Genomic DNA, 26,074 nt, shown 5'->3' with positions numbered 1-26,074 from the left:
GAGGGCCGGTCAAGCAGTCCGTCGCTTTTAACCTGCTCAAACGCTTCCGGCTCTACGCTGATGCCGTTCTGTTGTTCATCGCTGACCACGCCGTCCCGTTCACGAACAATATCGGTGAGCGTGCCGTGCGTATGCCCAAAGTGAAGCAGAAGATATCCGGCTGCTTCCGTACCGTACTCGGCGCCGAGAATTTCTGCGTCATCCGCTCCTGCCTCGACACGCTGCGCAAACAAGGCCACGGCATGCTCGACGTCTTGCGGCGCGCCTTCAATGGCGATCCAATTCGGCTCGCTGCATAGCGGCTAAATAGTCACCTATTCCCTTTGGTCAGCGATAAATCCGGCGCCGCTCAACAATAACGTTGCGGCGAGGCTGCTCGTATTGTCGAGAATATTTGTTGCAGAAGTTCGATAAAATAATTCATCTGCCGCTAACTCCCGGCAAAATCTGAAAAAAATCACGATCTAGAGGAACATCACCATCATTATTAACACAGTTACCTCAAGCGCCGCGGATCTTCGTAAATGTTGTTGCAACGCTCGATGCAGTCTGAACTGCGCCCTGCGCATCAATAGAACCTGGCATGACCGCCGCAGCAAGATCCAAGGACGGTTTATTAATCAATCTAGTCGAGGAATATGGCATGAATATCACAAATCACCCTCATCTCGTTGCGCGCCTTGTGCCGCCGTTACCCCAGCAGGCCATGCATAAATCACGCGCTTGCGCGGTTGTACTGGCTACCGTTGCAGCGACTGTAACGATCCTTGCATCAGGCATGGCGTCGGCGCAAACCACCATCAGTAATCCGCCACTTTTGCCGATGGAGGTCACTGTCTTCCCCTCGCGCGACTTCACGTCGATGGCGGGTTTTGCGAAAAATGCCGACGTGCTGGTACAAGTGAGACGCAGCGGAGTGATCAGCGATGCCGTCGGGCGCACAAACGCGACCGGCTCGATCGAGGTAAACCATCCGGGAGGCGTATGTTGGAGAAATATTACGCCAGACATTGTCGCAGGCGACACGGTACGGATCACGTACCGGGATACCGCCAATAACCGAAATCTCGTGCCGCCTCCGGTGAAGGACTCCGGCGCGGCGACCAACACGCAAAACGTCACGGCGGCGCAAGCCTTTGAAACCGGCAACGACACCGTGGTGGTCAAGGGCAACGCCATACTGCCCAACGGTAGTCGAATTCCATTGAACCGACTCGAAGTTCGGATCGTCAACCCTGAATTCATCGATCCGCCGACCAGCCGCATTTCCAGGCGCGACATCCGGGCCGACAGTGCCGGCGGGCGCATCAATGGCCCCCAAAATAGACCAGTTCCCGGTTCTAGCGGCACGCTCGCCTATGATTTAGCAAGTGGAACTTCTTTCACTGCCACCTTCAGGGGCTTGAACCCGGAGGAACGGCTGCTGGCCGTTGCGGGGCAGACGCGTGTCTTGGGGTGGCAGCAGACCACCGGGGCTGGCGACCGGCTCGGCATGACCATCTACGAGGTAGGTGAAATCGGTGGTCCAGGTATTGCCGGTTGCCCACAGGGGTCTACCGGTGTCATTGGTGCGACAGCCCCAAACCCGCCCGTTCGCTACATCCCGACCGCTCTGCTCGACGCTTCCTTTCAGGCTAATCAGCCGTCGCTGAAAGATGTCACCGTGTTTCCGGAGCGTGACTTCATCTCGATCGAAGGATTTCCGGCAGGCACCGAACTGCAAGTTGTCGTTCGCAGGGGAACCAGTGACAAACCGGTCATCGGCACAGCGCGTGGCATCGTCGCCAAGGGAGGCGTATTTGAAGTCAACCACCCTGGCGGCGTATGCTGGAGCGGGCAAACGCCGAACATCATCGCCGGCGATGTCGTCGATGTGTTGAGGGTTGAAAACGCGTCTTTTTCTTCAGGACAGACTCAGCGGGTGGTCAATGCGGCGGTTACCAGGCCGGCGTTCATCACAGCCAACGGCGGGCTGCAGGTCAACGGCACCGCGTCGGATAGCGGCGCCGCTCTTCCATTAGAATTTATGGAACAGCGCATTGCCAATCCGGACCTCGTCGCTACCCGCATCGGGCGCCGGGATATCCGTGCTGACACAATTGGAGGGCGTGTCCAAAACGTCCTTGGCGGCGCTGGCAATTTGCTGCGCACGGGCGCAGGCGATGAGTGGCGCGCCATCTACACGGGACTCAACGAAGTCGAAAAGCAACTCGCTGTCGCAGGGCAGGGCCGCGCGCTGGCCTGGCTTTCTACCAACGGCAACGGCGACCGCTTTGGCGTGACGGTTTCCGAGTTCGGCGAGGCCGGAGGCCCGGGCATGACAGGCTGTCCGGCTCCAGGCGACACCGCAATCGCCATCCCCTGACCGATGGCGCCAGTCGCTGCGGCTTGACTGCGGCGACCGTCATTACTGGCCCGTCAGCAGGATCGTGCTGGCGGCTGGCGGGCGGTTTGCTTGCCTTCAGGCGCCGGAATACGCGACCCGGTCCTCTTCCTCTTCGCGCGCAAGCGCGATTTCGCGGATCACGGCGCCGACGTCGGCCGGCGTTTCGGGTGCGGCCACGCGGCCGGTCAGCTTTGATTCGGCCGTCAGCACGCCGGCCTGGTACAGGTTCCAGATCTCTTCGCCATATTGGCTGCCGAGCAGTTCGGGCAGGACGGCGCCGAAAAAAGTGGCCAGGTTGCTGACGTCGCGTTCGAGCATCGCGCCCGCCACCGAACTGCCGGCCGCATCGATTGCCTGCGGCAGGTCGATGATCACCGGGCCGTTCGCATCGACCAGTATGTTGTACTCGGACAGATCGCCGTGAATCACGCCGGCGCACAGCATCAGCACCACTTGGCGCAACAGCGCCGTGTGGTATTCGCGCGCCAGTTCCGGCTCGAGCGGCACGTCGTTCAGCCGCGGCGCGGCGTTGCCGTCGGCACCGGTGACCAGTTCCATCAGCAGCACGCCTTCGAAACAGATATACGGCGTCGGCACCCTCACGCCAGCCGCAGCGAGTCGGTACAAGGCGTCCACTTCGGCGTTCTGCCACACTTCCTCGGCCATCTTGCGCCCATAGCGCGTGCCTTTCTCCATCGCGCGCGCCTGGCGGCTGTTCTTGACCCGCCGCCCTTCCTGGTAGGCAACCGCCTGGTGGAAGCTGCGCTGGTTCGCTTCCTTATAAACCTTGGCACAGCGCACCTCGTCGCCGCAGCGCACCACGTAGACGATCGCTTCCTTGCCGCTCATGAGCTGGCGCGACACTTCGTCGATAAGTCCTTCGTCAACCAGAGGCTGGAGTCTTTTTGGGGTTTTCATGGGTAATACGAGACAACGGCGCAAAGGCCGGTGCGCCCTTCTCAAGGTAAGTGATTGGCGTAGCGGCCTGGCCGCGGGATGGCGTCTGCAGTGCGCGCGGGCGCATTTTACCCCAGACGGCGCTCACGGGCTGCGGCGCGTCCGGTTGATGAGGCTGGCGAAATCGATCAGCTGCGTTAGCCGGCTGCACCGGCTAACGCTTTTAGCGGCTCAGTACTCGGATAGGTGCAGAACCGAGGAGCAGTTGACACCGGACGCACAATTCCCGCCGGGTCTGCGTCGCCCGGCAGGATAACGATCGTGTTGCCGCTTATTTAAGGCTTGTGGTGATGCTGATGAGCGGCGTGCCCCCCCTTTTGTTCTGCCGCCGTTGCCTTTGTAGCGGACTTGGGTGCGAGCGTACCGCCTTGCGCTTCAAGATACGCGATCAACATTGTGACGTCCTCATTGGCCAGCCGCAAATTTGGCATTCCTACACGGTTGTATTTAACGTGTAGCATGGCCGCAGTCGGGTCCCCTTCGGCACGCACTTTGTCCGGCTCCCTGATGTAGCGCGCCAGCCATGCCGGGTCGCGACGTTCGGTAACACCCTTCAAGTCGGGACCGATCCGGTCGCCTCCTCCGATTGTGTGACACGCCGAACACCGGCTTTCGAAGGTGGCTTGCGCCCTGCTGATGGTGAGCGGTTTGGCGTCGGCATAGTCGGCAACCGAAACCGGATTTTTCCAGCCGTTAAAGTTGCTGATGGTGGTTGCAAGAAAGCGGGGATTATCCACAGCAGAGTTACGCATCCACTGCCCGCTGGGCTCGATACCAACCATCAGGCTGCTCGCGTGCCCATCCTTGTTGGACGCATCGCTGCTACGGGACAGGCCAAGCTTCTTGACCAAAACCTTGATTTCGTCCTTGTTCCCGGTCAGGAACAACCACCCTGGACCAACGCCAAATTTTTTTGCATACTCCTTCAAAACCTTCGGCGTGTCATGCTCCGGATCGATACTGATCGAGTAGAAAAAAATGTCTTTCCCCATTTTGTCCCCGAGTAAACGTTGCACCTCTGCCATGCGAGCTGTTTCAAGCGGACATTCATCTACACAACTGGTATAAATAATATTAACAGCAACTGATTTCCCCTTCAGCAGATCGTCATAAAAACGTACTTTTTTACCATCCTGGGTTGTCAGCACGGTGTTGGGGAAATAGTCCGCTCCCCATTTTGGCGACGCCAAGGCGCCGCCTGCTACCAGCGCCAGCACACCTAACATCGCAACGGCCTTACGCTGCGCGTAATCATATCGTGCTTGCATGAGTTACATTTCCTGTCTACCATTTAGGCATTTTTACGCAAAAAAATTAATAAGGTGTCGGCGCCGTCAGCTTTGAAGTGACGGAAATAATCGCATTGGGCGAATACGATACCGAAAGAGCAGCGAACGCAGTACGCGTCCTGGCGAGCTGATTATCACTATAAAATGGGAAACTTGTTTGGATCGTATCGAGTGCAACGAGTGGCCGGTGCAAAATGGCTTGCGCGCTTGTCACATACTTTTTGCCTGTCGTCACGCCAATGCCGCTTACCCCGCTAAAATCGACCAAAAGCTGAATCATATTCGGTCCGTCGACTACCGCATTTTCGATGACTGTGCCGGTAATGAGGATCAGGCCAGAAAATACGATGTTTTCTGTTTCGCCACGCACAGTATCACGTACGACAACGGACATTTTTTGTGGTGGTGCTGCTATAGCTGGTGCTGCCGTGGCAATGATTGCAACAGCAATGGCTGCCTGTTGGACGCAACGTAAAAACGACCGTTGCACAAAATAGGTATTCATGAATCACCTCGGTGTCGGATAAATTGATGGAGCGAATAATCAGCGTTTAAACGTAAGAACTACGTGAACTAAATTAGAAAGCAAACAGGGCTTCGGGCAAATGTGCTCGCCACCGCCCAGTTCCCTGTCGTGAGAATCTTGCGCAGGCCAAGCACACCGTGGCGTGCCGGCCCAAGCCTTGGATATCCACAATTTAAGTTAGGCGGGTTGCAGCCTGAAACTTGACGCCCTGGGGTGTCGGTACTGGCGTAGGCAAGGGAACCAAATCAGTGCTTCCCAACGCATTGGTTTCCCAACGCATCAGCATGGCATGGTCCTCGTGCACGCTGTTGTGGCAGTGTTGCATGAACATGCCGCCCCAGTCACGAAACTGAATCGTGATCTGCATGCTCCCGCCCGGGCGCAAGCGGTAAACGTCTTTCCTGCCTCTTTCCCAAGGCGGAACATTGGCCGCACTGCCGTCGCGCGAGAGAATCTGGCCCTCTTCGAAGTGAATGTGGATCGGATGATCTGCCCCGCCGTTGTTATTCCTCAAATTCCACACTTCGCGCGTGCCGGCCCTGGGTGCAGCGGTGACCCGGCCGTAGTCGGCAGCGAGCAAGGCGCCGCCGTCGGTCTTGATTCCCCATTTCCCGACGTCCGCCGTGACCGACGTGCTCGGCTGGTTTGCTCCGCTGCCGAACTCGAAATCACGCGTGCGTGAAATCGGAATGGCGGACAGGTCGGGATTGGGAATCAGCACTGCCGGCACCAGGCTCAAGTCTGGATACGCCGCGTCGCGCGCGATGCGAAATTCCAGCAACCTGCCCACGCACGGATCGCTTGACAGGCCCGATACCGCTTCGGCGATCGACAGGTCCTTGGCCACTCTCCTGCCGTCATTGTGCTCGGCCAGGTTCACCAGGTGCACCCGGGTGCCGGCGCTATACCGGGAAAAGTCGATGACGATGTCGTACCGTTCGGCAGTACCCTGCTGGTCCAGTTCGGTCAACACCACCGGGCGCGGCAACAGGTTGCCGTCGTTAGCGATCTGTATCATTGGCGACGCATCGCTGAGCGCAAGTTTCAAAAACCGCGACACCGAACCATTGAGCAAGCGGAAACGGTACTTGCGTCGTTCTACTTCGAAATAAGGATGACTTGCGAGATTGACCGTCATGACGTCACCGAGAAAGCCGTTGAAATCAAAAATATCGAAGGTAAGCTGGCCGCTCTGGTCGAATGCTTTATCGCTGATCACGAGGTTGACGTCGTAGTCGAGATTGCCCCAGTCCTTTGCCTTACCGCTTGGCAGTCGCAAATTAACCCCGTCGTTGATCGCTTCATTGCCGCGATCGAGGGAACTGTACAGATTGAGCGCACCGGCAATGCCCTTGTACGAGTTTTGCGATGTGAAGCTGAACGCATGGTCGTGAAACCAATGGGTGCTCATCGTTTCGCGCCAATCGCCCGGCAGCCGGGTGATGCCGCCATTGCCATCGGGTGCACCGGCGCGCGGGTCGGTCGCGGTCGTATTGATGCTATTGAGGCCGGCATGGACGATCGGCCAGTGATAATCGTAGAATTGGCCCGGAAAGAAAAAGGCACCGGCAAATCCGTCATTTTCGGCGCCATGATGGCCGTTATGCTCGTGGGTGGAGAGGGTATGGCGACCGAACCCGCCATTTTGCCGTACGTCCGCCGACAAGCCATTATGTTGGCGAAACAAGATTGGTTCACCATAACGGCCGAGCAACAGTTTGGGCGGCGCAGTGCCGCCGTAAGTCCACATCGAATTCGCGTTTTGTATCGGCATGCGGGGGTGAAAACGAGGGGCGATCGGCGCTGCCGGGTCAATGCCGCTATTTAAGCTTGACGACACCTGCGGATTGTAACTGTTGTTGGTCCCCACCCCTTTGGTCACGGTTTCGACAGCCACCTTGGGTGCGAACTGGTCATATTTTTGATGAGCCCATATTGCTCCGGGAGGACGCCCTTCGACCGGACCCGTGCCACCGCCCAATATGGCAGGCACCGCTTTTTGGGTTATATTGGCCTGCACGGTAGGCGCCGGCGTCAGTGCACTAACCGCTTTGCGTTGCATGACATCAAAGCGCGGCATGGGCTGGGAAAATTTGACCGCGCCGAATAGCGGACTCGACGGTATGCCGGTAGGAATGGCGGCGTTCGCGTTACCAACAAGTGGGTTCAGCCCGTTCTTCCAGGCCAGCGCACCAGCGCCAGTAAACAGCCCCCATTTAATTAAATCGCGCCGGGAAACTGTTCCTTGAGAAAATGCGGTAATTATTTCTTGCCGGTTATTTTTTGCCTTGACTGCTTCGCGCAATTGTTGTGGGGTAGAACTTTTCGATAAAAACATTTCATCCTCTTGTACCAAAAGTTTTTCGGAAAAAGCATCGCGCTTTTTGTTCACACAAGACTAACAATGGTCGCTTATTCGAGTTTGATAAATATCAAACTTAAACATGATCGGTCACTAAAATTTAATTATTAAATCTAATAAAATTAATGCTCAGCATTCATTAAGATAATACACACATAATATCTTGATAGAGCAGACCAATCACTCTGGTAGTTTTTCTCAACCGGCCATGGAAAAATCGTAGTAATTCGCTGGTTTAATTTATCCATAAATATGGACATAGAGAGCACACATGCCGAATCCATTGCCATTGGCTAACTATTGCAGTGGTAGCGGCGAATGTCACCTTAAGTAAATGCGAATCGATCTCATTTTGGCGTCACGCTGATTGTTAGTGCTGTTCCGCGCGTTACAGCTCTATCGCGAGAGAAAGATCTTTAGAAAGATTGCCGGATTTTGACCCGGGTCAGATAATCGGCGCCGGCGTAAAGCCGGCGTCGGCCGGGATTGTCGATGAGACGTTGGCGTCACAATATCTACGGGTTCACACGGGACGACACGATCGGGTATAGGCGTAATGCGAAGACCGCGCCAAGGGCCGCCAAGAGGATTTGAAAAAGGCAAAGAGGTTGGTTTGCCGTAACCAGTGAGCCGCTATGCGGCTGACTGGTTAACAGTACCGCCGAAGGCATGCTGCAACACGGCAAGCATGTTGCGGCCTTGCTTGCACAGCGTATCGAGGCGGCAGCGGATGACGCAGAAATACTCGGCGCCATCGAACGTGCGGACTGTACGTTCGGCCGTGTTGTTGCTGAACGGGACCGCAAAGTTGCCGACGAAGCGCAAGACGGCGTCGCCGTGCTGGCGGAAGCGGCGCAGCAAGTTGACCGTGGTGGATTGCTTGCCGTCCACGCCGTACCAGGTATGCGTCTCGTTGACGGCGATGTGCAAACAGTTACGGTTTGCGCTGGGTCGGCCTGCGCGTTGCGCAAACTCCCTGAGCCAAACGCTGCTGAGCCTTGCCGTTCTGCTCCGTACTGTTTTCTCGGAACGCTATTGACTGCAGCGCAAATGGCGTCCCGTCAAGCTGATCGAGCGCGCGGCAAGGCCGCCATCCTCACCCGCCTGCGCCTCGACGCCGCCCTGTACCCTGGTGAAGTGGCAGTGTCGGGCAAGTACCTGGACCGGGCGATTGTGCACCTGTACCAAGCTTTAGAGCCTGACGATATTGACGTGCTTGCCGAATACCTCGGTCAGCATCGGCAAAATATGGTCGTTATGGGTCAAAAACATGACCTGGGTTTTGCGCGACAGCTCGCCGAGCGCGCGCAAACCGGCCACGCTGCGGCGGTCGTCGAAGTTGATGAACAAATCGTCAGCGATGAACGGCAGCACGTGCGCCTGGCCCAGGTGCATGTCGAGTGCGGCGAGGCGCAGCGACAGGTAGAGCTGATCGCGTGTGCCTTCGGAGAGGCCGTCGATATCGACAGTGCTGCCGTTTGGCCGACGCCCTTGCAGCTTGAGCGGAACGCTGTCGAAGTCGACCGTCAGCCGCTCGAAGGAATCGAGCGTCAGACTGGAAAATATTTGGCCCGCCAGTTGCAGCATCGGCCCCTGCTTGATCTCGCGGTACTGGTCGATCGACCATTTGAGCAGGCGCGCGCCGATGGTCACCTTGAGATAGCGTTCGACCGTTTCGGCCATCTTGGCCAGCGCTTCCTGGCGCTGGCCTTCGGCGCGGGCAGCGTCCACCACGCCGCCGATCAGCCCGAGCGCCAGCGCCGCCCCCTGGCGCCTGACGGCCAGCTCGCTCAAGGCCTCGACCAGTTGCGCATCGCGGCCGGTCAGTTCGTCGAGTTCGCCCATCAGCGCGGCCATGTCGATGGTTTCGGCTTCGGCGCGCAGTTGCTTGACCGACAGGCCGTCGCCGCCGTCGCGGATCGTCCGGTCAAAGCCGGCGGCGTCAAGCCGCAGCCGGCGCACCTGGTCGGAGCGCTCGATGGCGTCGGCCAGCGCGATCGTATCGACAACTCTGGCACGCTCGAACAGCGGCGCCAGGCTGGCCTGGGCCTGGTCGCGCCGCACAATCGCCTGTTCCAGTGTGGCGCCAACGGCCGCGATGACTTCCTGCTGGCGCGTCAGCTCGGCGTGGGCCGCGTTGGCCGCGCCCAGCCTGACCATCAATTCAAGCGCAATCTCGTCGGCCGGCGCGTCGGCCAGTTCGAGGCAAACGCGTTCGGCCAGCGCGCGCGCTTGCGCAGCCTGGGCGTTGAACTCGGCCTGCATCATGTCGATGTGCTCGACGCGGATTTTTCGCATCGCCGCCAGACTTTCGTCGATTTTTTTCACCCATACCAGCACGCCTTCGACCATGGCCAGCTCGGTATGCGGCCACAGATCGGCCAGGGCCAGCGTGTCGGTCCAGCGCTGGCGCCAGTCGTCGAATTCGCCCTGTGCAAGCGCCATCGACTCGCTCAGCGACTGCAGCGCCGTCTCGGCGTCGTCGACCTGCCTGGCCAGCGTGCGCCGCTGCCCGCTGGCCTCGGTCATCGCGCTGACGATGGCGTCGGCGCGCAATACAAGCACCGCCAAAGCGTCATCGGCCGACTCGTTGGCCAACTCGCGCGCCAGCGCTTGCCGGCCGGCCTCGCACAGCGCCGCATGGCTCGCGGCGGCACGCCTGACGTCGGCCAGTGCCTGCGCCGCGTCGAGCGCGCGCTCGCGCGCGTCGAGCCAGCCGGGGGCAGATTGATGCGGCAACTCGGGCAAGCCGCAGTCGCGGGCAAAACCGGCCCACCTGGCGGCGCGCTCCCGGGCAGCGTCGGCCAGGCGGGCGACGTCGGCTTTGGCGGCGCAGCGGTCCAAACCAAGCCTTTGCTGCTGCTGCTGCTTCGACTGCAGCTCGCTGTCGAGCTGTACCTTGTCGTGGCGGGTGTCGGCCAGTGCGTCGGCGCCTTCAACTAATTTTTCGTAGTCGCCTGCGTGCGCCGGCAGCGCGGCGCCATCGGCCTTCAATCTTGCCCAGGTCGCATCGCGCTCACTGCGCGCGTCGCGCACCTGCTCGCGGCTGACCGGTTGGTGGGTTTCACGGAACTGGGCCATCTCGAGCTCGAGCCGGGCAAGCTGCCCGTCCAGCGAGCGCACCTGGGCGCTGGCGGCGCGCGCTTCGGCCTCGTCGGCCAGCTGGTCTTTGGTAAAAGCGGCTACCACTTGCGTCGAGGGCGCAGTGATTGCGCGCAGCGCCGCCTCGTCGCGCCGCCACGCGCCGAGCGCCTCGAAGGCAGAGTGCGCCACCGCCTCTTTTTGCTCGACCTGTTCTTGCCTTTGAGCCCTGACGGCGTCGAAGTCGCCCAACTTCTGCGTCTGGCCAAGTGCAAACTTCAAGCCCGCATTTACCTCAAAGGCCGGCAGCGCCGCCATCGCCGCGCGCGCGCGTGTTAATTCGCCGAGCTTGGCCTGTTGCGCCCGCCCGGCAGCCGTCACTTGCTGCTGCAGCGCCGCGTGGCTGCGGATCAGCCGTTCCAGCTCCGCAGCCACGGCCTGGCCTGGCACGCGCGCGCGCAACAGGTCCTCGCGCGACGCATCCCACTCCAGCTGCGCGGCGACGCCCACCGCGACGGCCCACTGCGCCTCGAGCTCGGCCTGCAGGCGCGCCATATTGGCCGGATGGGCGCGCAGCGCGAGCCGACTTTCGTTGAGCTCGTTGATTTCGGTGCCCAGTTCGCGCATCCGCTCATCGACCTTGATGGCCGCGACCGCCTCTGTCGCTGCTGCCAGCGACGGCTCGGCGTGGGCGATGCCGGCCTCGGCGCCGGCGATATCGCGCTGCGCCTCGGTCAGCGTCCTGGCTGCCGATGCGGCCAATTCGGGCGCCTCGGCGTGTGCCGCCATCTGGGCGGCAATCTCGGCCAGTGCATCCATCTGCGGCTTGACCCGCCGCACCCGCTCGAGCAGGTTGCGTCTCGCCTTTACTGCAAGGTGATCCAGGCGCGCCTGTGCCAGTTCGCAATCGAGCGCCGCCAGCTTGTGCTGCGCTTCGGACCAGTCCTTGGTGCGCACGGTGGCATTCTTGAGCGCGGCCCTGGCGCGCTCAAGGTCGTCCGCCGCTATATAGTAAGCGCGCTCGCCGGATTTGCGCTTGGTCCACAGCTTGTCGGCCTCGGCTTCGAGCGCCTCGCGCACGGCGCCCAGGTTGCCGATGCCGGCCGCCGACTGGAACAAGACCTGGCCGAGGTCGTCCGACGCCGACAGGATGCTGTCGCCGCCCTTGACCAGCCGTTCATGGTTCAAACCGAACATTTGCGAAAAAAAATCGCGGTCGGTGGCGCCGAGGAAGGCGTCGAGCGCGGTATCGGCCAGCACCTTGTCGGCGGGGCAGCGCAGGGTTTGCTTGTTGCCCTTGACCCGGCCAAACTCGAACGCCGCGCCGGCGTGGCTGATGGCGCCGCCCAGCCGCAGTTCCGGCATGGCGTGGATGAAGGCGTGACTGGTGTTTTTCGGAATGCCGTACAGCAGGTCGAGGATGGCCGCGCGAACGGTGGACTTGCCGGCCTCGTTGGGGCCGACAATAACGTGAAAGTCGCGCTCGGCGAGCGGAAAATCGAGGGCGCGGCCAGTAAATTTTCCGAAACGGATCAGGTCAAGACGGTCGAGACGCATGGGTCAACCCGCCTTTGCCACGTAATCGAGCAGGGCCGGGCCGATTGCGCGCACCAGCGCGCGCGTCTCGCCGGCGCGCACCGACCTGACCGAGGCCAGCGCGTCGATGACTTCCAGCGGCAGTTTGCCGATCAATTGCATCAGGTCCTCTTCCAGACTTTTCATGAACACCGGGTCGAACTCGGCCGCGGACAACAGCGCCTGCAAATCGGCCACCGCATCGAGGCGGGCCGTGACGTCGCCCGCCAAGGCGTGCGGCGACGTATCGAGCCGCAGTTTTTCGATCCACAAGCGCTCGCTGCCGATGCTGGCGGCGTGGGCCAGCACTTCGGCGCGCAGTTGCGTTTCCAGGCCAAACAGTTCGCCATGGGCCTTTGATGCCCCGGTGAGCGTGACGCGCACCACCAGCGGCAAGACGCCCGATTTCTCGACCAGTTGCTCGAGCGCGCGCCCGGCCAGGCGCACCGCTTCGGCCAGGCTGTCTGCCGGCGCGACGTCGACCTCGAGGGCGTGCCAGCGCAGCACGTCGACGAGCAACCGGTCGACGGTGCCGATCTCGGCGTTTTCAAAGCTCACCAGCAGCGCCCCGCGCGGACCGGCCTCGCGGATATGGCGGCCCTGCAGGTTGCCGGGAAAGGCGATGACGCAGTCGCCGCGCCAGAGCTTGTACTCATGGACATGGCCGAGCGCCCAGTACTGGTAGCCGCGCGCTTCCAGTTCGGCAATCGAGCATGGTGCGTAATGGGCATGCGCGCTATTGCCCTCCAGCGCGGTGTGCAGCACGCCGATGTTCAGCCAGCCCGCCACCGGATCGGGATAATTGACGGCCAGGTTGTCGGTGGTGGCGGCATCCTTGAAGCTGCGCCCATGCAGCGCGACTTTCAGCCCCGGCAAGCGGAAAGTAGCGGCCTTGTTGCTCGGGAAGCGGTGCACATTGTCCGGCAGCGACAGCGTCCTGGTCATCTCGCTATCGGCATCATGATTTCCATAAAGCAAATAAACGGGGATTGCCGCCACTTTTAACCGCCCCATCTGGCTGGAAAAAAAGATGCCTGTATTGAAATCCTTCCAGTTGCCGTCGTAGAGGTCGCCGGCGATGATCAGGAAATCGATTTTTTCTTCGATGGCCACCGTCACCAGGTTGGCAAAAGCGTCGCGGGTGGCGGTGCGCAGCAGCTCGGCCGGGGCGTCCGGGTAGGCGGCCAGCCCGGTCAGCGGGCTGTCGAGGTGAATGTCGGCGGCGTGGATGAATCGCATGTTTGCATGTTCGCTTGTCGTGAAATTGTAGTCGAGCTCTTGGTTCGGCGCCGGGCGCCGATGGCCGACCATTCTACGTGATTGGACGCGTCCGAGAAACCACTTCGATTCGTTGTTGGCCGCGCGCGGTGGACGAAAAATCGTATCCAATCAGCAGCATTTATATCGCCACTTCACTATGTTAACGCCGATATTATTGTCGCCATGAAATTTATGTTACCTCTGGATAAATAAACAACACTTGACTCTGCCTATTTTTGCGCTATGTACTTCAAAACTTATACGAGAAGTAACTATCGTTTGCCGTTGCCAGCAGCAGTCGCCACCCCCGCCCCCCCGTCCATGCCGTCCCCTCGCGCTGATCGCCCTTGCGCTGGTGCGCCGCGGCGCGGCCGGACGGAAGTAGTTGCCAGCACTTCCGGGGCGGCTGCAAAAAAGGGAAGTATAAAAAGTTCCCAAAGCTTGTAAGCGAATTGATTCCACTCAAATGAGCAAACCCGCGGCAATCGTGCCGGCGTAAGGGGACGCTATAGTCACCGCTGTCACTCACCTTTGTCGGAGAGACCAATGAGCGCAATCCCCGGCGCCGGCAGCCCCGGCCACGCTGCCCGCGTCGAGCACGCCGACACTGAGCTGCACGCCCACCCGCACGGCTGGCGTCGCTGGCTGTATGGCACCAACCACAAGGACATCGGCAGCTTGTACCTGTGGTTCTCACTGATCATGTTCATGACCGGCGGCGTCCTCGCACTGTTCATCCGGCTCGAACTGTTCCAGCCCAGCCTGCAGTTTTTCCAGCCCGAGCTCTATAACCAGTTTGTCACCATGCACGGCTTGATCATGGTGTTCGGCGCCATCATGCCGGCTTTTGTGGGCTTCGCCAACTGGATGGTGCCGTTGCAGATCGGCGCCTCCGACATGGCGTTCGCGCGCATGAACAATTTTTCATTCTGGCTGCTGCCGCCGGCCGCGGTCATGCTGATAGCCTCGTTTTTCACCAGCGGCGGCGCCACCGCTTCCGGCTGGACCCTGTATCCTCCGCTGTCGCTGCAAATGGGCTTCGGCATGGACCTGGCGATCTTCGCCATCCACCTGCTGGGCGCCTCGTCGATCATGGGCGCCATCAACATCATTACGACCATCCTCAACATGCGCGCCCCCGGCATGCACCTGATGAAAATGCCGATGTTCTGCTGGACCTGGCTGATCACCGCCTATTTGCTGATCGCCGTCATGCCGGTGCTGGCCACCGCGGTCACCATGCTGCTCACCGACCGCCACTTCGGCACGACCTTCTTCAATGCAGCCGGCGGCGGCGACCCGGTCATGTTCCAGCATATTTTCTGGTTTTTCGGCCACCCCGAGGTCTACATCATGATCTTGCCCGGTTTCGGCATGATCTCGCACATTATCCCGGCGTTTTCACGCAAGCCGCTGTTCGGCTACGCCTCCATGGTGTACGCCACCGCCGCCATCGCCATCCTGTCGTTCATCGTCTGGGCCCATCACATGTTTGCCACCGGCATGCCAGTCATGGCCCAGCTGTTCTTCATGTTTTCCACCTTGCTCGTCGCGGTGCCGACCGGGGTCAAGGTGTTCAACTGGGTTGCTACCATGTGGCGCGGTTCGCTCACGTTCGAAACGCCGATGCTGTTTGCCGTCGGCTTCCTGTGGGTTTTCACCATCGGCGGCCTGTCGGGCGTATTGTTGTCGTTGGCGCCGATCGACATCCAGGTGCACGACACCTACTACGTCGTCGCCCACTTCCATTACGTGCTGGTGGCCGGTTCGCTGTTCGCCCTGTTCGCCGGCTACTATTTCTGGGCGCCGAAATGGACCGGCCACATGTACAACGAATGGCGCGGCAAATTCCACTTCTGGAATTCGCTGGTCTGGGTTAACCTGACCTTTTTCCCGATGCACTTCCTGGGCCTGGCCGGCATGCCGCGGCGCTACGCCGATTATGCGGCGCAGTTTACCGACCTCCATGCCTTTACTTCGGTCGCCGCCCTCATGTTCGGGCTAACCCAGGTCTACTTCTTGTTCTTCATCGTTATTCCAAACATCCGCGGCGGTCCGAAAGCCGCCGCCAAGCCATGGGATGGCGCCGAAGGGCTCGAATGGACCGTGCCCAGCCCCGCGCCGTTCCACACCTTCGATACCCCGCCCCTGGTGAAGTGAGCAGGCGACATGCAGCGCGAATGGCTATTGCAACGCAATTGTTCGATGACACCGCACCGGTCGGCGAAGGTGTACGGATGCCTCGGCGCGGCCATGGCGGTGCTCAGCCTGGTGTTCGCCTGGCGCGGTTTCTGGTTTGTGTCGGTCTTCGCGGCAATTGAGATGGCCGGGGTCGCTCTCGCCGTGCGCCACTGGGCGCGCCACGCCGGCGACCGCGAACGCATCGCGCTCAGCGCGGACTGCCTGCTGATCGAGCGCATCCAGGCCGGCCGGACGCAGTGCATCCGGCTCGACCCATACTGGACCAGTATCGCCCCGCCCACGCGCCGGCAACGCCTGATCGGGCTGGCGTCCCGCGGCGTCAAAGTCGAGCTTGGCAGATTTGTGTCGGAAACTGTGCGCCACAGGGTCGCCGACGAATTGCGCAGCGCACTGCGTTCGACGTCATATCTTGCCTGATGGCGCGCTTGCGTTATCCAGCCGGTCGTGCGATCTTAAATCGCACGATTTCTAATGGCGCGCCAGCAGGCCAAACACCTGTTTTTTCCGGACCGCCATCCAGCCTGGCCCGGCTTGTCGTGCGATTCCCCTTCGACCTTCTTTCTTGCTTGCGATATCTCGAGTGCGACAGCGCCCGCCTGGCCAGCGGCAAGGCCAGCAGAGCGCCGAGGATACCGGCCAGCGTGCCGCCGGCAATCAAGGCAAACAGCACCAGTGAAGACGCAAGCGCAGCGCCCGGCCATACACCAGCGGCACCAGCACGCGGCTTTCGAACTCTTCATAGCACAGCATCATCAGCGCATCGTATTGCAAGTCGCGCACCGCCGCCGCGAGAAAGCCGGTCAGCCGATAGCTGGCAAAGAACTTCACCACGTGCGCGCGCAGGGCCGGCTCTTGCTCGATCGGGCTCGAGACCTGCTCGATCAGCGCCGGCACCGTCAGCGCCGCGATAGTGAAGGTCATCGGCGCGATGTCAATGCGCAGCCGCAGCCGCAGCCGGCGGGTACGTGCAGGGTAGATCTTGTCGCGTTTTTCGTCCGTCATGAGAACAGGATTGGAAATACTGCTTGTATTACCCGCTATCGGTTATCCGCTATCGGGCTCATAAGGGCAATCGCGGTGAACCGGCCCGGCAGCGCGCTCGCCAGCTTGATGCAAAAATATCATACTTGCGATAGATGTGAAGCACGGATGTTGATGAACGAACAGCCCCGCGTCGGTGCTACTGCTGGCCCGCAGCAAGCTGACGAAGTAGCGGGAGACCCTGGAAAATTCGGCGGCATGGCATCCGTTTGGCTTCATGGGAGTAAAATCTTACCGAGATGGTTGCACCAGCGACGCACGCGGATGGGACTATATTTACACCACAAGAATACGAGCGCATTTCGAACGGCAAACCGCCTCACGTCTTTGGCACCGAAACCACGGTGCCGGAAAAACAAGGCGGGAAGTGCCGAACCGTGCACGTCCACTGATCGTCACGCAAGGCCAAGTAAACTTTTAGTTTCATTCCACACAAGGAGCAGAACATGATCAATCGAACCATTGCCAATTTATTTCTGGCCGGCGCCGTCTTCCTTCCCGTGTTGGCGCACGCCGCCATGCCTATCGTCGATGTCTACAAAAGCGCCAGTTGCGGCTGCTGCGGCGAATGGGTAAAGCACATGAAAAACAACGGTTTCACGGTCAGGACGCACGATGTCGACAACCCGTCGGACTACCGCGAAAAATTCGGCATCCCGAAACAGTTAGGCTCTTGCCATACGGCGACAGTGGGCGGCTACGCGATCGAAGGGCATGTCCCTGCTGCCGATGTGACGCGCCTGCTTGCCGCCAAGCCAAAAGCCAAAGGCCTCGCAGTACCAGCCATGCCGCTTGGCTCGCCCGGCATGGAAGGCCCGCGCAAGGATCCGTTCGATGTCCTGCTGGTAAAAGCGGACGGCAGCACGTCGGTGTATAAGCACTACAAATAATTGTCTTGCCGCCGCTTTGGAAGGTGTGGCGCCCGTTGAGCAGGATGTGCCGCCCTGCTGCGGGCGATATCTGGGTAATCAATTCCACGGCCCTGACGTTGCCGCTCGCTTCGTACTTCGTAAGCGCTGTCGGACGAGAAGAACATCGTCCTTCCCGTCTGCGGAAGTGGGGCCGTCTCCGGTGGCCGACTCATGGTCCGCAGAGCTCTCAACGACCTGCTCTCGAACGCGATGCCGCCTGTCCTCAACGTTGCAAGAGGAAGGCGGCACTCCTGATCACATTGCGTGAGGATTCTTCTTCAACCAAGCTTCCAACTGCGCGACTTCCTTCGTTTGCGCAGCAATAATCTTCCTTGCCATCTTGAGCATTACGGGGTCTTTGCCGGATTCCAGTTCCGCCTTGGCCATGTCGATCGCCGACTGATGGTGTGCCACCATCATCATGGCAAAGTCGACATCTGCCTTGCCCGTCATCTTCATCGCCGCCATCTTCTTGTTCATCTCTTCCATGGCCGCGTGCATTTTCATTGGATTCTGGACGGTGCTTTTGGCATCGCCTTGAGCCATACCTTGGTGGCCTGCCATGGGCGTTTGTGCGGAAACGGCACTATGCCCAGCGATTGCAGCCGATGCAATGACTGCCGTCAACATCAGACGGCGCATCGTCGCGATGGATTTGCTATGTTTTTTTACTAGTTCCATGCTGTACTCCTCGTTATATGTGGGTTAGTGAACGGCTTTGGCCATTGCACGGCAACTTTCGGCGCATGCACGGCACGCGGCCACACAAGCGTCCATCCCATCTAGACGCTCGCAGCTGTCTGCACAAGCGTCGCATACCTGGGCGCACACGTCGCACAGTTCGGCGCTAAAGGATGAGCCGCTCAACTGCAAGTGGACAGATGTCTCGCATATCCGGGCACAGTCCATCATCAGAGTGAAGTGGCCTTGCTCGACATGATTACCGCCGACCCGGAGACAGTGGTTCATCGCCATTTGCAGGCATGTGTGATGACAATTCGTACACGCGTCAATACAAGCTTTCATTTCGTCTTGCGACATAGTATGAGTATGCATTTTAGATCCTCGTAATGGGTGATTCAGTGTGAGGACGGGACAGCTCACATCGCCTACTCGGCATTAGAAAAACTGCCCGCTACAAACGCCTGACGCGCTGACGCGCCAAGCCATTGAACGGTCGCCATCAAACTCACGACCCTTTCAAAGTTACTTGACGGCTTCAAGCGCGCTCTCGGTCATTGCGCCGTTAAGCTTCTCGACGTTGAACTTGACTTGATCGAGCACGGCAGCGTCCTTTGCCCGAAAGACCATCGTCATACCGGCTATATCGAGGTTGGCCAGAGGGCCGTGCTCGATCGTCATCTCCCCGGCATCCTTGTCAATGGATTCCTTAAAAGGATTCGTTCCGTCAGCGCCAAATGAGGCCAAGGGGATCGTGGCAGTCGTTGCCAAAACCAGCAACAATTTAAAAACGTTTTTCATTTCAACTCCTTTATAACCAGGTTTCGCCGTGCGGCATTCAGCCGTCACGACACGCCACAACGGGCCGCTACCAGGCGTATTGGCAACAATGCCAGCCTCGAAATGGTCCGGCTGGAGACAGGCAAAGTCGACCTTGCCCGCTTTAGAAAATTTCCGGATCAGTTCGCCAGACTTTCCAGGTTCGAGCGATACCATGTTCTCGTCCGCGCGCTCTATTTCCGGCATCTTGCACGTCATTTCAGCGTGCTCTTTGAGCTCCTTGACCGAACCCAAGACCATTTCATGTTTGACCTTGTCGCTGTTCTTGACGAACCGGATCGTGTCACCGCGCTTGACCTTGATCTGACTTGGACTGTGCTGAACAACATTTCACTGCATGCCTTTGCGCCGCCCCCGGGTACGGTTAATGTGAATCAAATGACGCGACATCTATCCTGACACAGGGCGGCATTGTCAGGTTGCCGATTCGGCCCCGAACATGTTCGTTCAGGCGACATACCATCGGTCCACGACGCCCGTCATGTCGACCATCCGACAGCGTTCTCACGTTCCCGGAAATTGCCTTTGGCGACGCTGGTCACGCTCATGCTCACGGGCATGCGCATGCGCATGAGCGTCCAGGCCGAACTGGACACCTTCTTCGGCCATTTGCGCCAGCAAGCTCAGTTGGTCCACGAGGTGTCCGAGCAGGCGTTCGCCCAGGCGCGTGCAAAGCTGTCCCTGACGGCCATTCCCCGTCTCAACGACTGGCTCATTGCGCGCGCCGAGCAGGACCGGTTCGTGCCGCGCTGGCACGGACTGCGCCTGGTTGCCGCCGACGCGTCGACGATGCGTTTCGGTCTGCGTGCCAGCCATGTTAAACGCGCCGCGCTGGCTGACCAGATCCTGTTCGGCTTGTTCCTTCCAGGGCCTGACCTGATGCTCGCTGCCTCCCTGCACAACGTCCACGAATGCGGCGAACGCCAGTTCCTGTTTGAACACCTCGACCGACTGTCGCCGGACGACTTGCTATTGCTCGACCGCGGCTATGTCTGCCGTTGGCTCGTTGCCGTGCTCAACGACCGTGCCATCAAGTTCTGCATGCGCGTCGACAATGCCAGTGGCTTCACCTGCGTACGCACGTTCATGCGTTCCGGGGCGATCGAACAGGTCGTCATGCTGCCAGCGCCTAACAAGCGCGACGCACTGGACTACGAGTGTTCGAACAAACCGCAGCGTGTGCGTCTGGTGCGCAATACTTCGCCCAGCGGCGAACAGCGCGTGTTGATGACCAACTTGTTCGACGACAAGCTTTTCTCGGCCAACTGCTTCGCCGAGCTCTACCATAAGCGCTGGGGAATCGAAGAGGCGTTTAAAAGATTGAAGCATCGGCTCAGTCTGGAGCATGTCACCGGATTGACGCAGCAGGCCGTGGCCCAGGATGTCGCCGCCAAGATCGTCTGCGATAATTTGCAGGCCCTCGTCGCCCTGACCGCCCACGCCGACGCCGATCTGCCCGAGACCAGACGCGTCAACCACGCCTATGCGCACACAGCGCTCAAGCCCTTGCTACCGACGCTTCTGCTTGGCGCAAAAATAGGCAGAAAGGTTGCGGCACTGCTCAGAAATTTGCTCGACCTGATCGCCGGGCGGACCTATCAACACCGTCAAAATCTCTCGAAACCACGAAACCCAGGCCAAAAACCGCACAAGAACATGAGCCAGAAAAACTGCTGAAATGGCTTAACTTGGGTGGATTGATTCCCCCCCCCCTAATTCCGCCAGAGAAAGTTAATCAGCGATACCACACTGCCACACGGCCGGCACCACGATTAGCTCGACGAAGCCGGGGATCGTAACCTCGCGAACAAAAATCTGCTGCATAGTGCCCGCTGGGCTAACATATGACGCGCAAAAATGCGATCGTCGCCCTGGCGCGCAAAATGATCCGGCTGGTCTACCTGATACTGACCCGCGAAGTGGCTTGCCACCAGTCTCCCGGTAACGATATCGATAGGGCCCTTACCGGGCGCATGTGCCGCAAGGTCGAGGGCTACGCAAGAGCGCGGCCAGGCATTACAATGTGGGCTTTCCCGTTTTTTCACCTACTCTGGCCCGCCTCCCATGAACCAGCCCCGCGTTTTCGGTACCCCGCTCTCCCCTTCCGCCATCAAGGTCATGCTGCTCGGCTCGGGCGAACTCGGCAAGGAAGTCATCATCTCGCTGCAGCGTCTCGGCATCGAAGTCATCGCCGTAGACCGCTACCCGAACGCGCCCGGCCACCAGGTCGCCCACCGCGCCCACGTGATCGACATGACCGACGGCGCCGCGCTGGCCGCCCTGATCGCGCTGGAACAACCCGCCCTGGTGGTGCCCGAGATCGAGGCGATCGCCACCGCCACGCTCGCCGAACTGGAACAGACCGGCAAGATCACCTGCGTGCCAACCGCGCGCGCAGCCTTGCTGACCATGAACCGCGAAGGCATCCGCCGCCTGGCCGCCGAAGACCTGGGCGTGGCCACCTCGCCGTACCGCTTTGCCGCCTCGCTGGCCGAACTGGACGCGGCATGCGCCGAGATCGGCTTCCCCTGCATCGTCAAGCCGGTCATGTCCTCGTCGGGCAAGGGCCAGTCCAAGCTCGACGGCCCGGCCGACGTCGCCGCTGCCTGGGAGCACGCCGCTTCCGCCGGGCGGGTCGACGCCGGCCGCGTCATCGTCGAAGGCTTCATCGATTTCGACTACGAGATCACGCTGCTGACGGTGCGCGCACGCGGCGCCGACGGCGACGTCCAGACGCACTACTGTGAACCGATCGGCCATGTCCAGGTGGCCGGCGACTATGTCGAATCATGGCAGCCGCATCCGATGCAGCCGGCCGCGCTGGCGCGCGCGCGCGCCATCGCTGGCCTGGTCACGGACAACCTGGGCGGCCTGGGCGTGTTCGGCGTGGAGCTGTTCGTCAAGGCCGACATGGTGTGGTTTTCCGAAGTAAGCCCGCGCCCCCACGACACGGGCATGGTGACCATGGCCACCCAGGTGCAGAGCCAATTCGAACTGCACGCCAAGGCCATCCTGGGCCTGCCGGTGGACGTGGCCCTGGCCTCGCCGGGCGCCTCGGCCGTGATCTACGGCCAGCACGAGGCAGCCGGCATCGCTTTCGAAGGCGTGGCCGAAGCCCTGCGCGTGCCGGGCACCGACCTGCGCCTGTTCGGCAAACCGGCCTCGTTCGCGCGCCGCCGTATGGGCGTGATGCTGGCCCGTGCGCACGACGTGCAGACGGCGCGAGCGCGCGCCAAGCAGGCGGCCGCACTGGTGCGCCCGGTCAAGGCCTGAGGGGCCCGGCTCGGGACGCGCAATGGCGAAGACTACCCAAGCACCCTTCAGCTAGGATCGGAACCGCGCGCCCACGGCGCGCGCCGCCACCCGCTGCGCGGGTGGCAATCGGCCGATTGTAAGAGCTCCACGCACCCCAGCCTACTCAGGATGGCAAATCGCTGGTTAAATCCAGGCTATGCAAATCCTTCACATTTCACGGCAGCAGCGACTCAACCTGATCCACGGTTTTCGCAGCAGGCAGGTCTCGCAGCACGCGCCGCAGCCATGTGTAAGGTTCCACTCCGTTCGCCTTGGCCGTCTCCAGCACAGAGTAGATGACGGCGCTGGCATTTGCGCCGGCTACCGTGTCACTGAACAGCCATGCCTTGCGGCCGACGATGAACGGACGGATCGCGTTTTCGGCGCGGTTGTTGTCGATCGGCAGATCGCCGCGCTCCGTGTAGCGCGTCAGGCGCGGCCAGTAGTCGCGCAGGTACGACAGCGCCGTGCCGAGCGCGCTCTTCGGCGTCACGCCAGGCAGCGTCTTGTCGAGCCAGGCGCGCAGCGCCGCCAGCGGCTGTGCTGTTGCCGTGCCAGCAGGCGCGCGTCGTCGCTGGCGTCCTTGTGGTCGCGCTCGACGCCGTACAGCTTGCCGATCAATGCGACCGCCTCGTCGGCGAGCCCGCGCTTGCCCTTGGGCTGCACCTTGACGGCCTCGACGAAACGGCGGCGTACGTGGGCCCAGCACACCAGCAGCTCAATGCCGTCGGTGCGCATCAGCTCGTTGTAGCCGCTGTAGCCATCGGTCATTACGTAACCCCGATAGTCGTGCAACAGGCGGACAGGCACCTGCCCGCTGCGGCTCGGATCATAGTCAAACACCACCACCGGCCGCCCCGGCGGGCCACCCGTCTGCACCCACATATAGCTGTTCGAAGTCGGCGCCTTGCCGGGCTCCTTGAGTACCTGCACCACGGTTTCATCGACGTGCAGGAATGGGCCTTCGAGCAGGGCGTCGCGCATCAGGTTGAGCAAAGGTTGCAGCACGCTGGCGGCGCCGATGACCCAGCGCGCCAGCACGTATTCGAAGCGGGCCAGCGGCAGGCCGTCGATGAACTTGACCACCAGCAGCATGGCCAGCAAGTCGGCGCTAGCGTTGCTTTTTGGGAGGGGCTGCGGCGGCAACGCCGCCGTGACCGGCGCGTGTACGCTGCCAGGGCAGCCGTAGCGCTTGCGGATGTGACGCAGCACGCGCACCTGCATCGGCACCAGGTCGAGTTGCTCGCTGATTTCTTCGCCTATTTCCACCATCGGCGTGCCACACGGGCAGGTGCGTTCGGCGGCAGGCACGTCGTGTAACACATCGACGCGAGCTAACTCGGTTGGAAGCGGGCTGCGCTTACCGCGCGCCGGTTTGGTGCTGGCCTTGCCTTCACCCTTGGTGTCGGTCAGCAGCGGCGCCATGTCATGCGTCGCATCACTGCCAGCAGCCAGCAGCCAGCGCCTCGGCCTCGTCGAACAAACGGCCCTGGCCTGACGACTGTTCCGAGCTGGCGCCGAACATGCGGTGGCGCGCCAGGATGAACTGCTCCATCATGTGCTGCATGTGGTTCAGCGCCTGCGTCTTGATGTCATTGTGCGCGGCGATGACCGAGTGCAGAAGCGCCGTCAACGACGCCGCGTCGGTCGGCAACACGGCCGGCAAAGCCAGTTCTGGAAGGCTGTAGCGCGGTGGCAGATTGGACGATTTGGCAGTAGCGGATGGCACGCCATAGTTTACCAAATTCCCCCATGAAACGGTACTAAAATGCAGAGTTTTATGGGGCGGTTTCTGCCATAAATCGAAGCCTTCCAGCAGCCATTCGAATTGCTGCAGCGTGACCCCTTGCGTGGCGCCGTCGGCGTCACGCGGCCACGCAAATTTCTCGGCTTCGAGGCGCTTGAGCCACAGGCAGAAACCGTTGCGGTGCCAGTACAGCACCTTGATCTTGTTGCGGTCGCGGTTGATGAAGACGTACAACGCACTGCCGAACGGATCAAGGCCTAGGGACTGCTCGACTAGGGCGCGTCATCAAATAAGCCAAATAGCCGCAGCGGCCAAGTGGATGCCTCCGAGGAAGGTGCAGGCGGTTTTGTCGTAGCGGGTGGCGATCGCGCGATATTGCTTGAGCTTGGCGAAGAAATTTTCGATCAGATGGCGCGCTTGGTAAATATGATGGTCATAGTCACGGACCTGCTTTCGAGAGCGGGTCGACGGGATAACAATGCCTTTGTTCGCATTCTCCAGAGGGGTAATCACCCGTTCCTGGGCGTCATAGGCCCTGTCCGCGATCATGGGTTCCCCCTGCGTCTGAGGCAGTAACACGTCAGCGCCTTCAAGATCGTGAGCTTGCCCTGGCGTTAGGTGAAATCCGGTGGGATTGCCTAAGGCATCCACCGTAGCGTGAATCTTGGTGCTCAGTCCACCCCGGCTACGACCGATTGCATGAGCTGCAGCCCCCCTTTTTTCGCGCCTGCGCTATGTTGATGAGCACGTACAATCGTCGAGTCGATCATAGCGTATTCATTGTCGGCATCCTGTGCCAGCACCTGAAATATATGTTTCCACACCCCGCTCCTACTCCAGCGTGAATGCCGGGTATGAACGACGCGAAAGTCGCCAAAGCGCTCTGGCAGATCCCGCCATGGAACTCCTGACCGATAGCGATACAACACTGCGTTAACGAATAGACGATTGTCCCGCGAAGTCCTGCCAACATGCCCATCCCGTCCCGGGAGCAAATCTTTGATCTTCTCCCGCTGATCATCCCGCAATTCATAACGCTTTGTCATCTCAGTTCAAAGATAGGATTGACCATACGAAGCCTCGAGAGTTCAATTCAATTGATGACAGGCCCTAGTCTCTCCAATAAAAAGGTAAAGAAGGCAAGTGCAAAAGTAAAAGTACAAGAGCCACTCGTGGCTCCCCCTGGGATACAGTTCCGACGAGGGAAGCGATCTGAGTCAATCGGGTTTAGTTTCTATTGTGATAACTTTGAGTACAGGGAAACATTAAAACTCACGACAACGAAAGACAATCTGGAATACGCTGTTAGGCGCCGTGGCGAGATCCTGAATGCCATTACGAAGGGGATTTTTGACTACGAAGAATACTTCCCCAATTCGCTAAAGGCGAGGAAATTGGCCGAGAGTCGAAAAATTCTCGAGGCCGCACACCCTCGGAATACAACTGTTGAGCAATTGATGAAAGACTACCTCAGTGACCGACAGCAATCGCTGGCCCCGTCCAGCTTTAATCAGTATAGTAATGTGACCAAGACCCATATCCTTCCAAAATGGAAAAATATTCGGATTGGAGATATCTGCGCAGCCGAAATACGAAAATGGATATCGTCGATGTCGACAAAGCAAAAAACTATTCAAGCCAACATCTTGCCGCTTAACAAGGCTCTTTCCCGCGCCAAAAGGGAAAAGCGACTGTTCAGTCGTGAGGCGTACCGTGCGAAAAAGGTTGTAAACAATATAGATGCGGTCCATCATGCTGGTCATGAAGAAAAAGCCGTCCCCGCCTGATTTGACCGACCTCACCCGTGGTGAGCTTGAAGTCATTATCGTGACGTTGTGGGACCGCCTGGTGGCACTGGAAACGAAGGTCGACAAGAATTCGAGCAATTCCAGCAAGCCACCTTCTTCCGACGGACTCGTCAA

Annotated in this window: 21 protein-coding genes and 3 pseudogenes; 9 read left to right on the top strand and 15 right to left on the bottom strand. The window is 59.9% G+C overall.

Features of this window, described 5'->3' with window-relative positions:
- Together CR103_RS20390 and CR103_RS20385 are read left to right on the top strand one after the other, a co-directional pair.
- The coding region (locus CR103_RS20390; RefSeq protein WP_143752517.1) for an IS66 family transposase at nucleotides 1-299 on the top strand (299 nt) is incomplete at its 5' end.
- Nucleotides 300-583: 284 nt separating this feature from the next.
- On the top strand, nucleotides 584-2,365 hold the full coding sequence (locus CR103_RS20385) for a hypothetical protein (RefSeq protein ID WP_143752690.1): 1,782 nt from the start codon (nucleotides 584-586) through the stop codon (nucleotides 2,363-2,365).
- Between the two features lie 96 nt (nucleotides 2,366-2,461).
- Here CR103_RS20385 and CR103_RS20380 read toward each other — a convergent pair whose 3' ends face one another.
- From CR103_RS20380 to CR103_RS20355, 7 genes are all read right to left on the bottom strand, one after another.
- Nucleotides 2,462-3,304, bottom strand: coding sequence for a PA4780 family RIO1-like protein kinase (locus CR103_RS20380; RefSeq protein ID WP_099917747.1), 843 nt, complete (start codon nucleotides 3,302-3,304; stop codon nucleotides 2,462-2,464).
- 314 nt (nucleotides 3,305-3,618) lie between these two features.
- Nucleotides 3,619-4,611, bottom strand: a complete 993-nt coding sequence (locus CR103_RS20375) for an SCO family protein (RefSeq protein WP_099917746.1) — start codon at nucleotides 4,609-4,611, stop codon at nucleotides 3,619-3,621.
- A 46-nt stretch (nucleotides 4,612-4,657) separates the two neighbouring features.
- On the bottom strand, nucleotides 4,658-5,137 hold the full coding sequence (locus CR103_RS22275) for a hypothetical protein (protein WP_143752689.1): 480 nt from the start codon (nucleotides 5,135-5,137) through the stop codon (nucleotides 4,658-4,660).
- Between the two features lie 193 nt (nucleotides 5,138-5,330).
- On the bottom strand, nucleotides 5,331-7,550 hold the full coding sequence (locus CR103_RS20370; RefSeq protein WP_099917745.1) for a multicopper oxidase family protein: 2,220 nt from the start codon (nucleotides 7,548-7,550) through the stop codon (nucleotides 5,331-5,333).
- Between the two features lie 603 nt (nucleotides 7,551-8,153).
- The gene (locus CR103_RS20365; RefSeq protein WP_099917744.1) at nucleotides 8,154-8,450 is read right to left on the bottom strand and encodes an IS66 family transposase; all 297 of its coding nucleotides are present in this window, start codon (nucleotides 8,448-8,450) and stop codon (nucleotides 8,154-8,156) included.
- Nucleotides 8,451-8,711: 261 nt separating this feature from the next.
- Complete coding sequence (locus CR103_RS20360) at nucleotides 8,712-12,158, bottom strand: YhaN family protein (RefSeq protein ID WP_099917743.1); 3,447 nt, start codon at nucleotides 12,156-12,158, stop codon at nucleotides 8,712-8,714.
- A gap of 3 nt (nucleotides 12,159-12,161) precedes the next feature.
- Nucleotides 12,162-13,415, bottom strand: coding sequence for a metallophosphoesterase family protein (locus tag CR103_RS20355; RefSeq protein ID WP_099917749.1), 1,254 nt, complete (start codon nucleotides 13,413-13,415; stop codon nucleotides 12,162-12,164).
- Nucleotides 13,416-13,982: 567 nt separating this feature from the next.
- On the opposite strand from CR103_RS20355, the gene ctaD reads away from it, so the two are divergent.
- Nucleotides 13,983-15,596, top strand: coding sequence for a cytochrome c oxidase subunit I (gene ctaD, locus CR103_RS20350; RefSeq protein WP_099917742.1), 1,614 nt, complete (start codon nucleotides 13,983-13,985; stop codon nucleotides 15,594-15,596).
- 9 nt (nucleotides 15,597-15,605) lie between these two features.
- Nucleotides 15,606-16,055: a DUF2244 domain-containing protein gene (locus CR103_RS20345; protein ID WP_099917741.1), complete on the top strand. Its 450-nt coding sequence runs from the start codon at nucleotides 15,606-15,608 to the stop codon at nucleotides 16,053-16,055.
- 237 nt (nucleotides 16,056-16,292) lie between these two features.
- Here the strand turns inward: CR103_RS20345 and CR103_RS20340 are convergent, their stop codons facing one another.
- A complete protein-coding gene (locus tag CR103_RS20340) occupies nucleotides 16,293-16,640 on the bottom strand; it encodes a hypothetical protein (protein WP_099917740.1) in 348 nt (115 codons plus the stop codon).
- Nucleotides 16,641-17,125: 485 nt separating this feature from the next.
- Between CR103_RS20340 and CR103_RS20335 the strand changes: the two genes are divergently transcribed.
- A complete protein-coding gene (locus CR103_RS20335; protein ID WP_099917739.1) occupies nucleotides 17,126-17,569 on the top strand; it encodes a DUF411 domain-containing protein in 444 nt (147 codons plus the stop codon).
- Between the two features lie 276 nt (nucleotides 17,570-17,845).
- Here the strand turns inward: CR103_RS20335 and CR103_RS20330 are convergent, their stop codons facing one another.
- The 4 genes and pseudogenes from CR103_RS20330 to CR103_RS23915 all read right to left on the bottom strand — a co-directional run.
- Nucleotides 17,846-18,271, bottom strand: coding sequence for a DUF305 domain-containing protein (locus CR103_RS20330; protein WP_229443716.1), 426 nt, complete (start codon nucleotides 18,269-18,271; stop codon nucleotides 17,846-17,848).
- Nucleotides 18,272-18,295: 24 nt separating this feature from the next.
- Nucleotides 18,296-18,616, bottom strand: coding sequence for a four-helix bundle copper-binding protein (locus tag CR103_RS24405; RefSeq protein WP_502511431.1), 321 nt, complete (start codon nucleotides 18,614-18,616; stop codon nucleotides 18,296-18,298).
- A 180-nt stretch (nucleotides 18,617-18,796) separates the two neighbouring features.
- The gene (locus tag CR103_RS23920) at nucleotides 18,797-19,072 is read right to left on the bottom strand and encodes a copper-binding protein (protein ID WP_267874015.1); all 276 of its coding nucleotides are present in this window, start codon (nucleotides 19,070-19,072) and stop codon (nucleotides 18,797-18,799) included.
- Between the two features lie 93 nt (nucleotides 19,073-19,165).
- Nucleotides 19,166-19,423 (bottom strand): annotated as a pseudogene (locus CR103_RS23915) (cupredoxin domain-containing protein); the annotation flags it as partial.
- 99 nt (nucleotides 19,424-19,522) lie between these two features.
- Here CR103_RS23915 and CR103_RS20315 point away from each other — a divergent pair.
- Together CR103_RS20315 and purT are read left to right on the top strand one after the other, a co-directional pair.
- On the top strand, nucleotides 19,523-20,788 hold the full coding sequence (locus tag CR103_RS20315) for an IS4 family transposase (RefSeq protein WP_099917735.1): 1,266 nt from the start codon (nucleotides 19,523-19,525) through the stop codon (nucleotides 20,786-20,788).
- Nucleotides 20,789-21,175: 387 nt separating this feature from the next.
- Nucleotides 21,176-22,384: a formate-dependent phosphoribosylglycinamide formyltransferase gene (gene purT, locus CR103_RS20310; RefSeq protein ID WP_099917734.1), complete on the top strand. Its 1,209-nt coding sequence runs from the start codon at nucleotides 21,176-21,178 to the stop codon at nucleotides 22,382-22,384.
- A gap of 196 nt (nucleotides 22,385-22,580) precedes the next feature.
- Here purT and tnpC read toward each other — a convergent pair.
- From tnpC to CR103_RS20295, 3 genes and pseudogenes are all read right to left on the bottom strand, one after another.
- Nucleotides 22,581-24,104 (bottom strand): annotated as a pseudogene (gene tnpC / locus CR103_RS20305) (IS66 family transposase).
- A 105-nt stretch (nucleotides 24,105-24,209) separates the two neighbouring features.
- A pseudogene (tnpB, locus tag CR103_RS24220) lies at nucleotides 24,210-24,419 on the bottom strand (IS66 family insertion sequence element accessory protein TnpB); the annotation flags it as partial.
- A gap of 18 nt (nucleotides 24,420-24,437) precedes the next feature.
- A protein-coding gene (locus tag CR103_RS20295) for an IS5 family transposase (RefSeq protein ID WP_229443710.1) occupies nucleotides 24,438-25,198 on the bottom strand; the annotation gives its coding sequence in 2 pieces (ribosomal slippage) (nucleotides 24,438-24,866 and nucleotides 24,869-25,198; 759 coding nt in all).
- Between CR103_RS20295 and CR103_RS20290 the strand changes: the two genes are divergently transcribed.
- Entirely contained in the window at nucleotides 25,124-25,939 is an 816-nt protein-coding gene (locus CR103_RS20290; protein WP_099917733.1) for an Arm DNA-binding domain-containing protein, read from the top strand. The two genes, CR103_RS20295 and CR103_RS20290, sit on opposite strands and share 75 nt — an antisense overlap.
- Nucleotides 25,893-26,074, top strand: a 182-nt coding sequence (locus CR103_RS23910; RefSeq protein ID WP_307719733.1) for a DUF6444 domain-containing protein, incomplete at its 3' end; no start/stop codon positions are given. The genes CR103_RS20290 and CR103_RS23910, both read left to right, overlap by 47 nt.

The sequence above is a fragment of the Massilia psychrophila genome (genome assembly GCF_002760665.1).
In the GTDB taxonomy this organism is placed as follows: domain Bacteria; phylum Pseudomonadota; class Gammaproteobacteria; order Burkholderiales; family Burkholderiaceae_D; genus JAFCUW01.
Note: the sequence above shows the minus strand (reverse complement) of the source record. Positions and strands in the feature narration are given on the sequence as shown.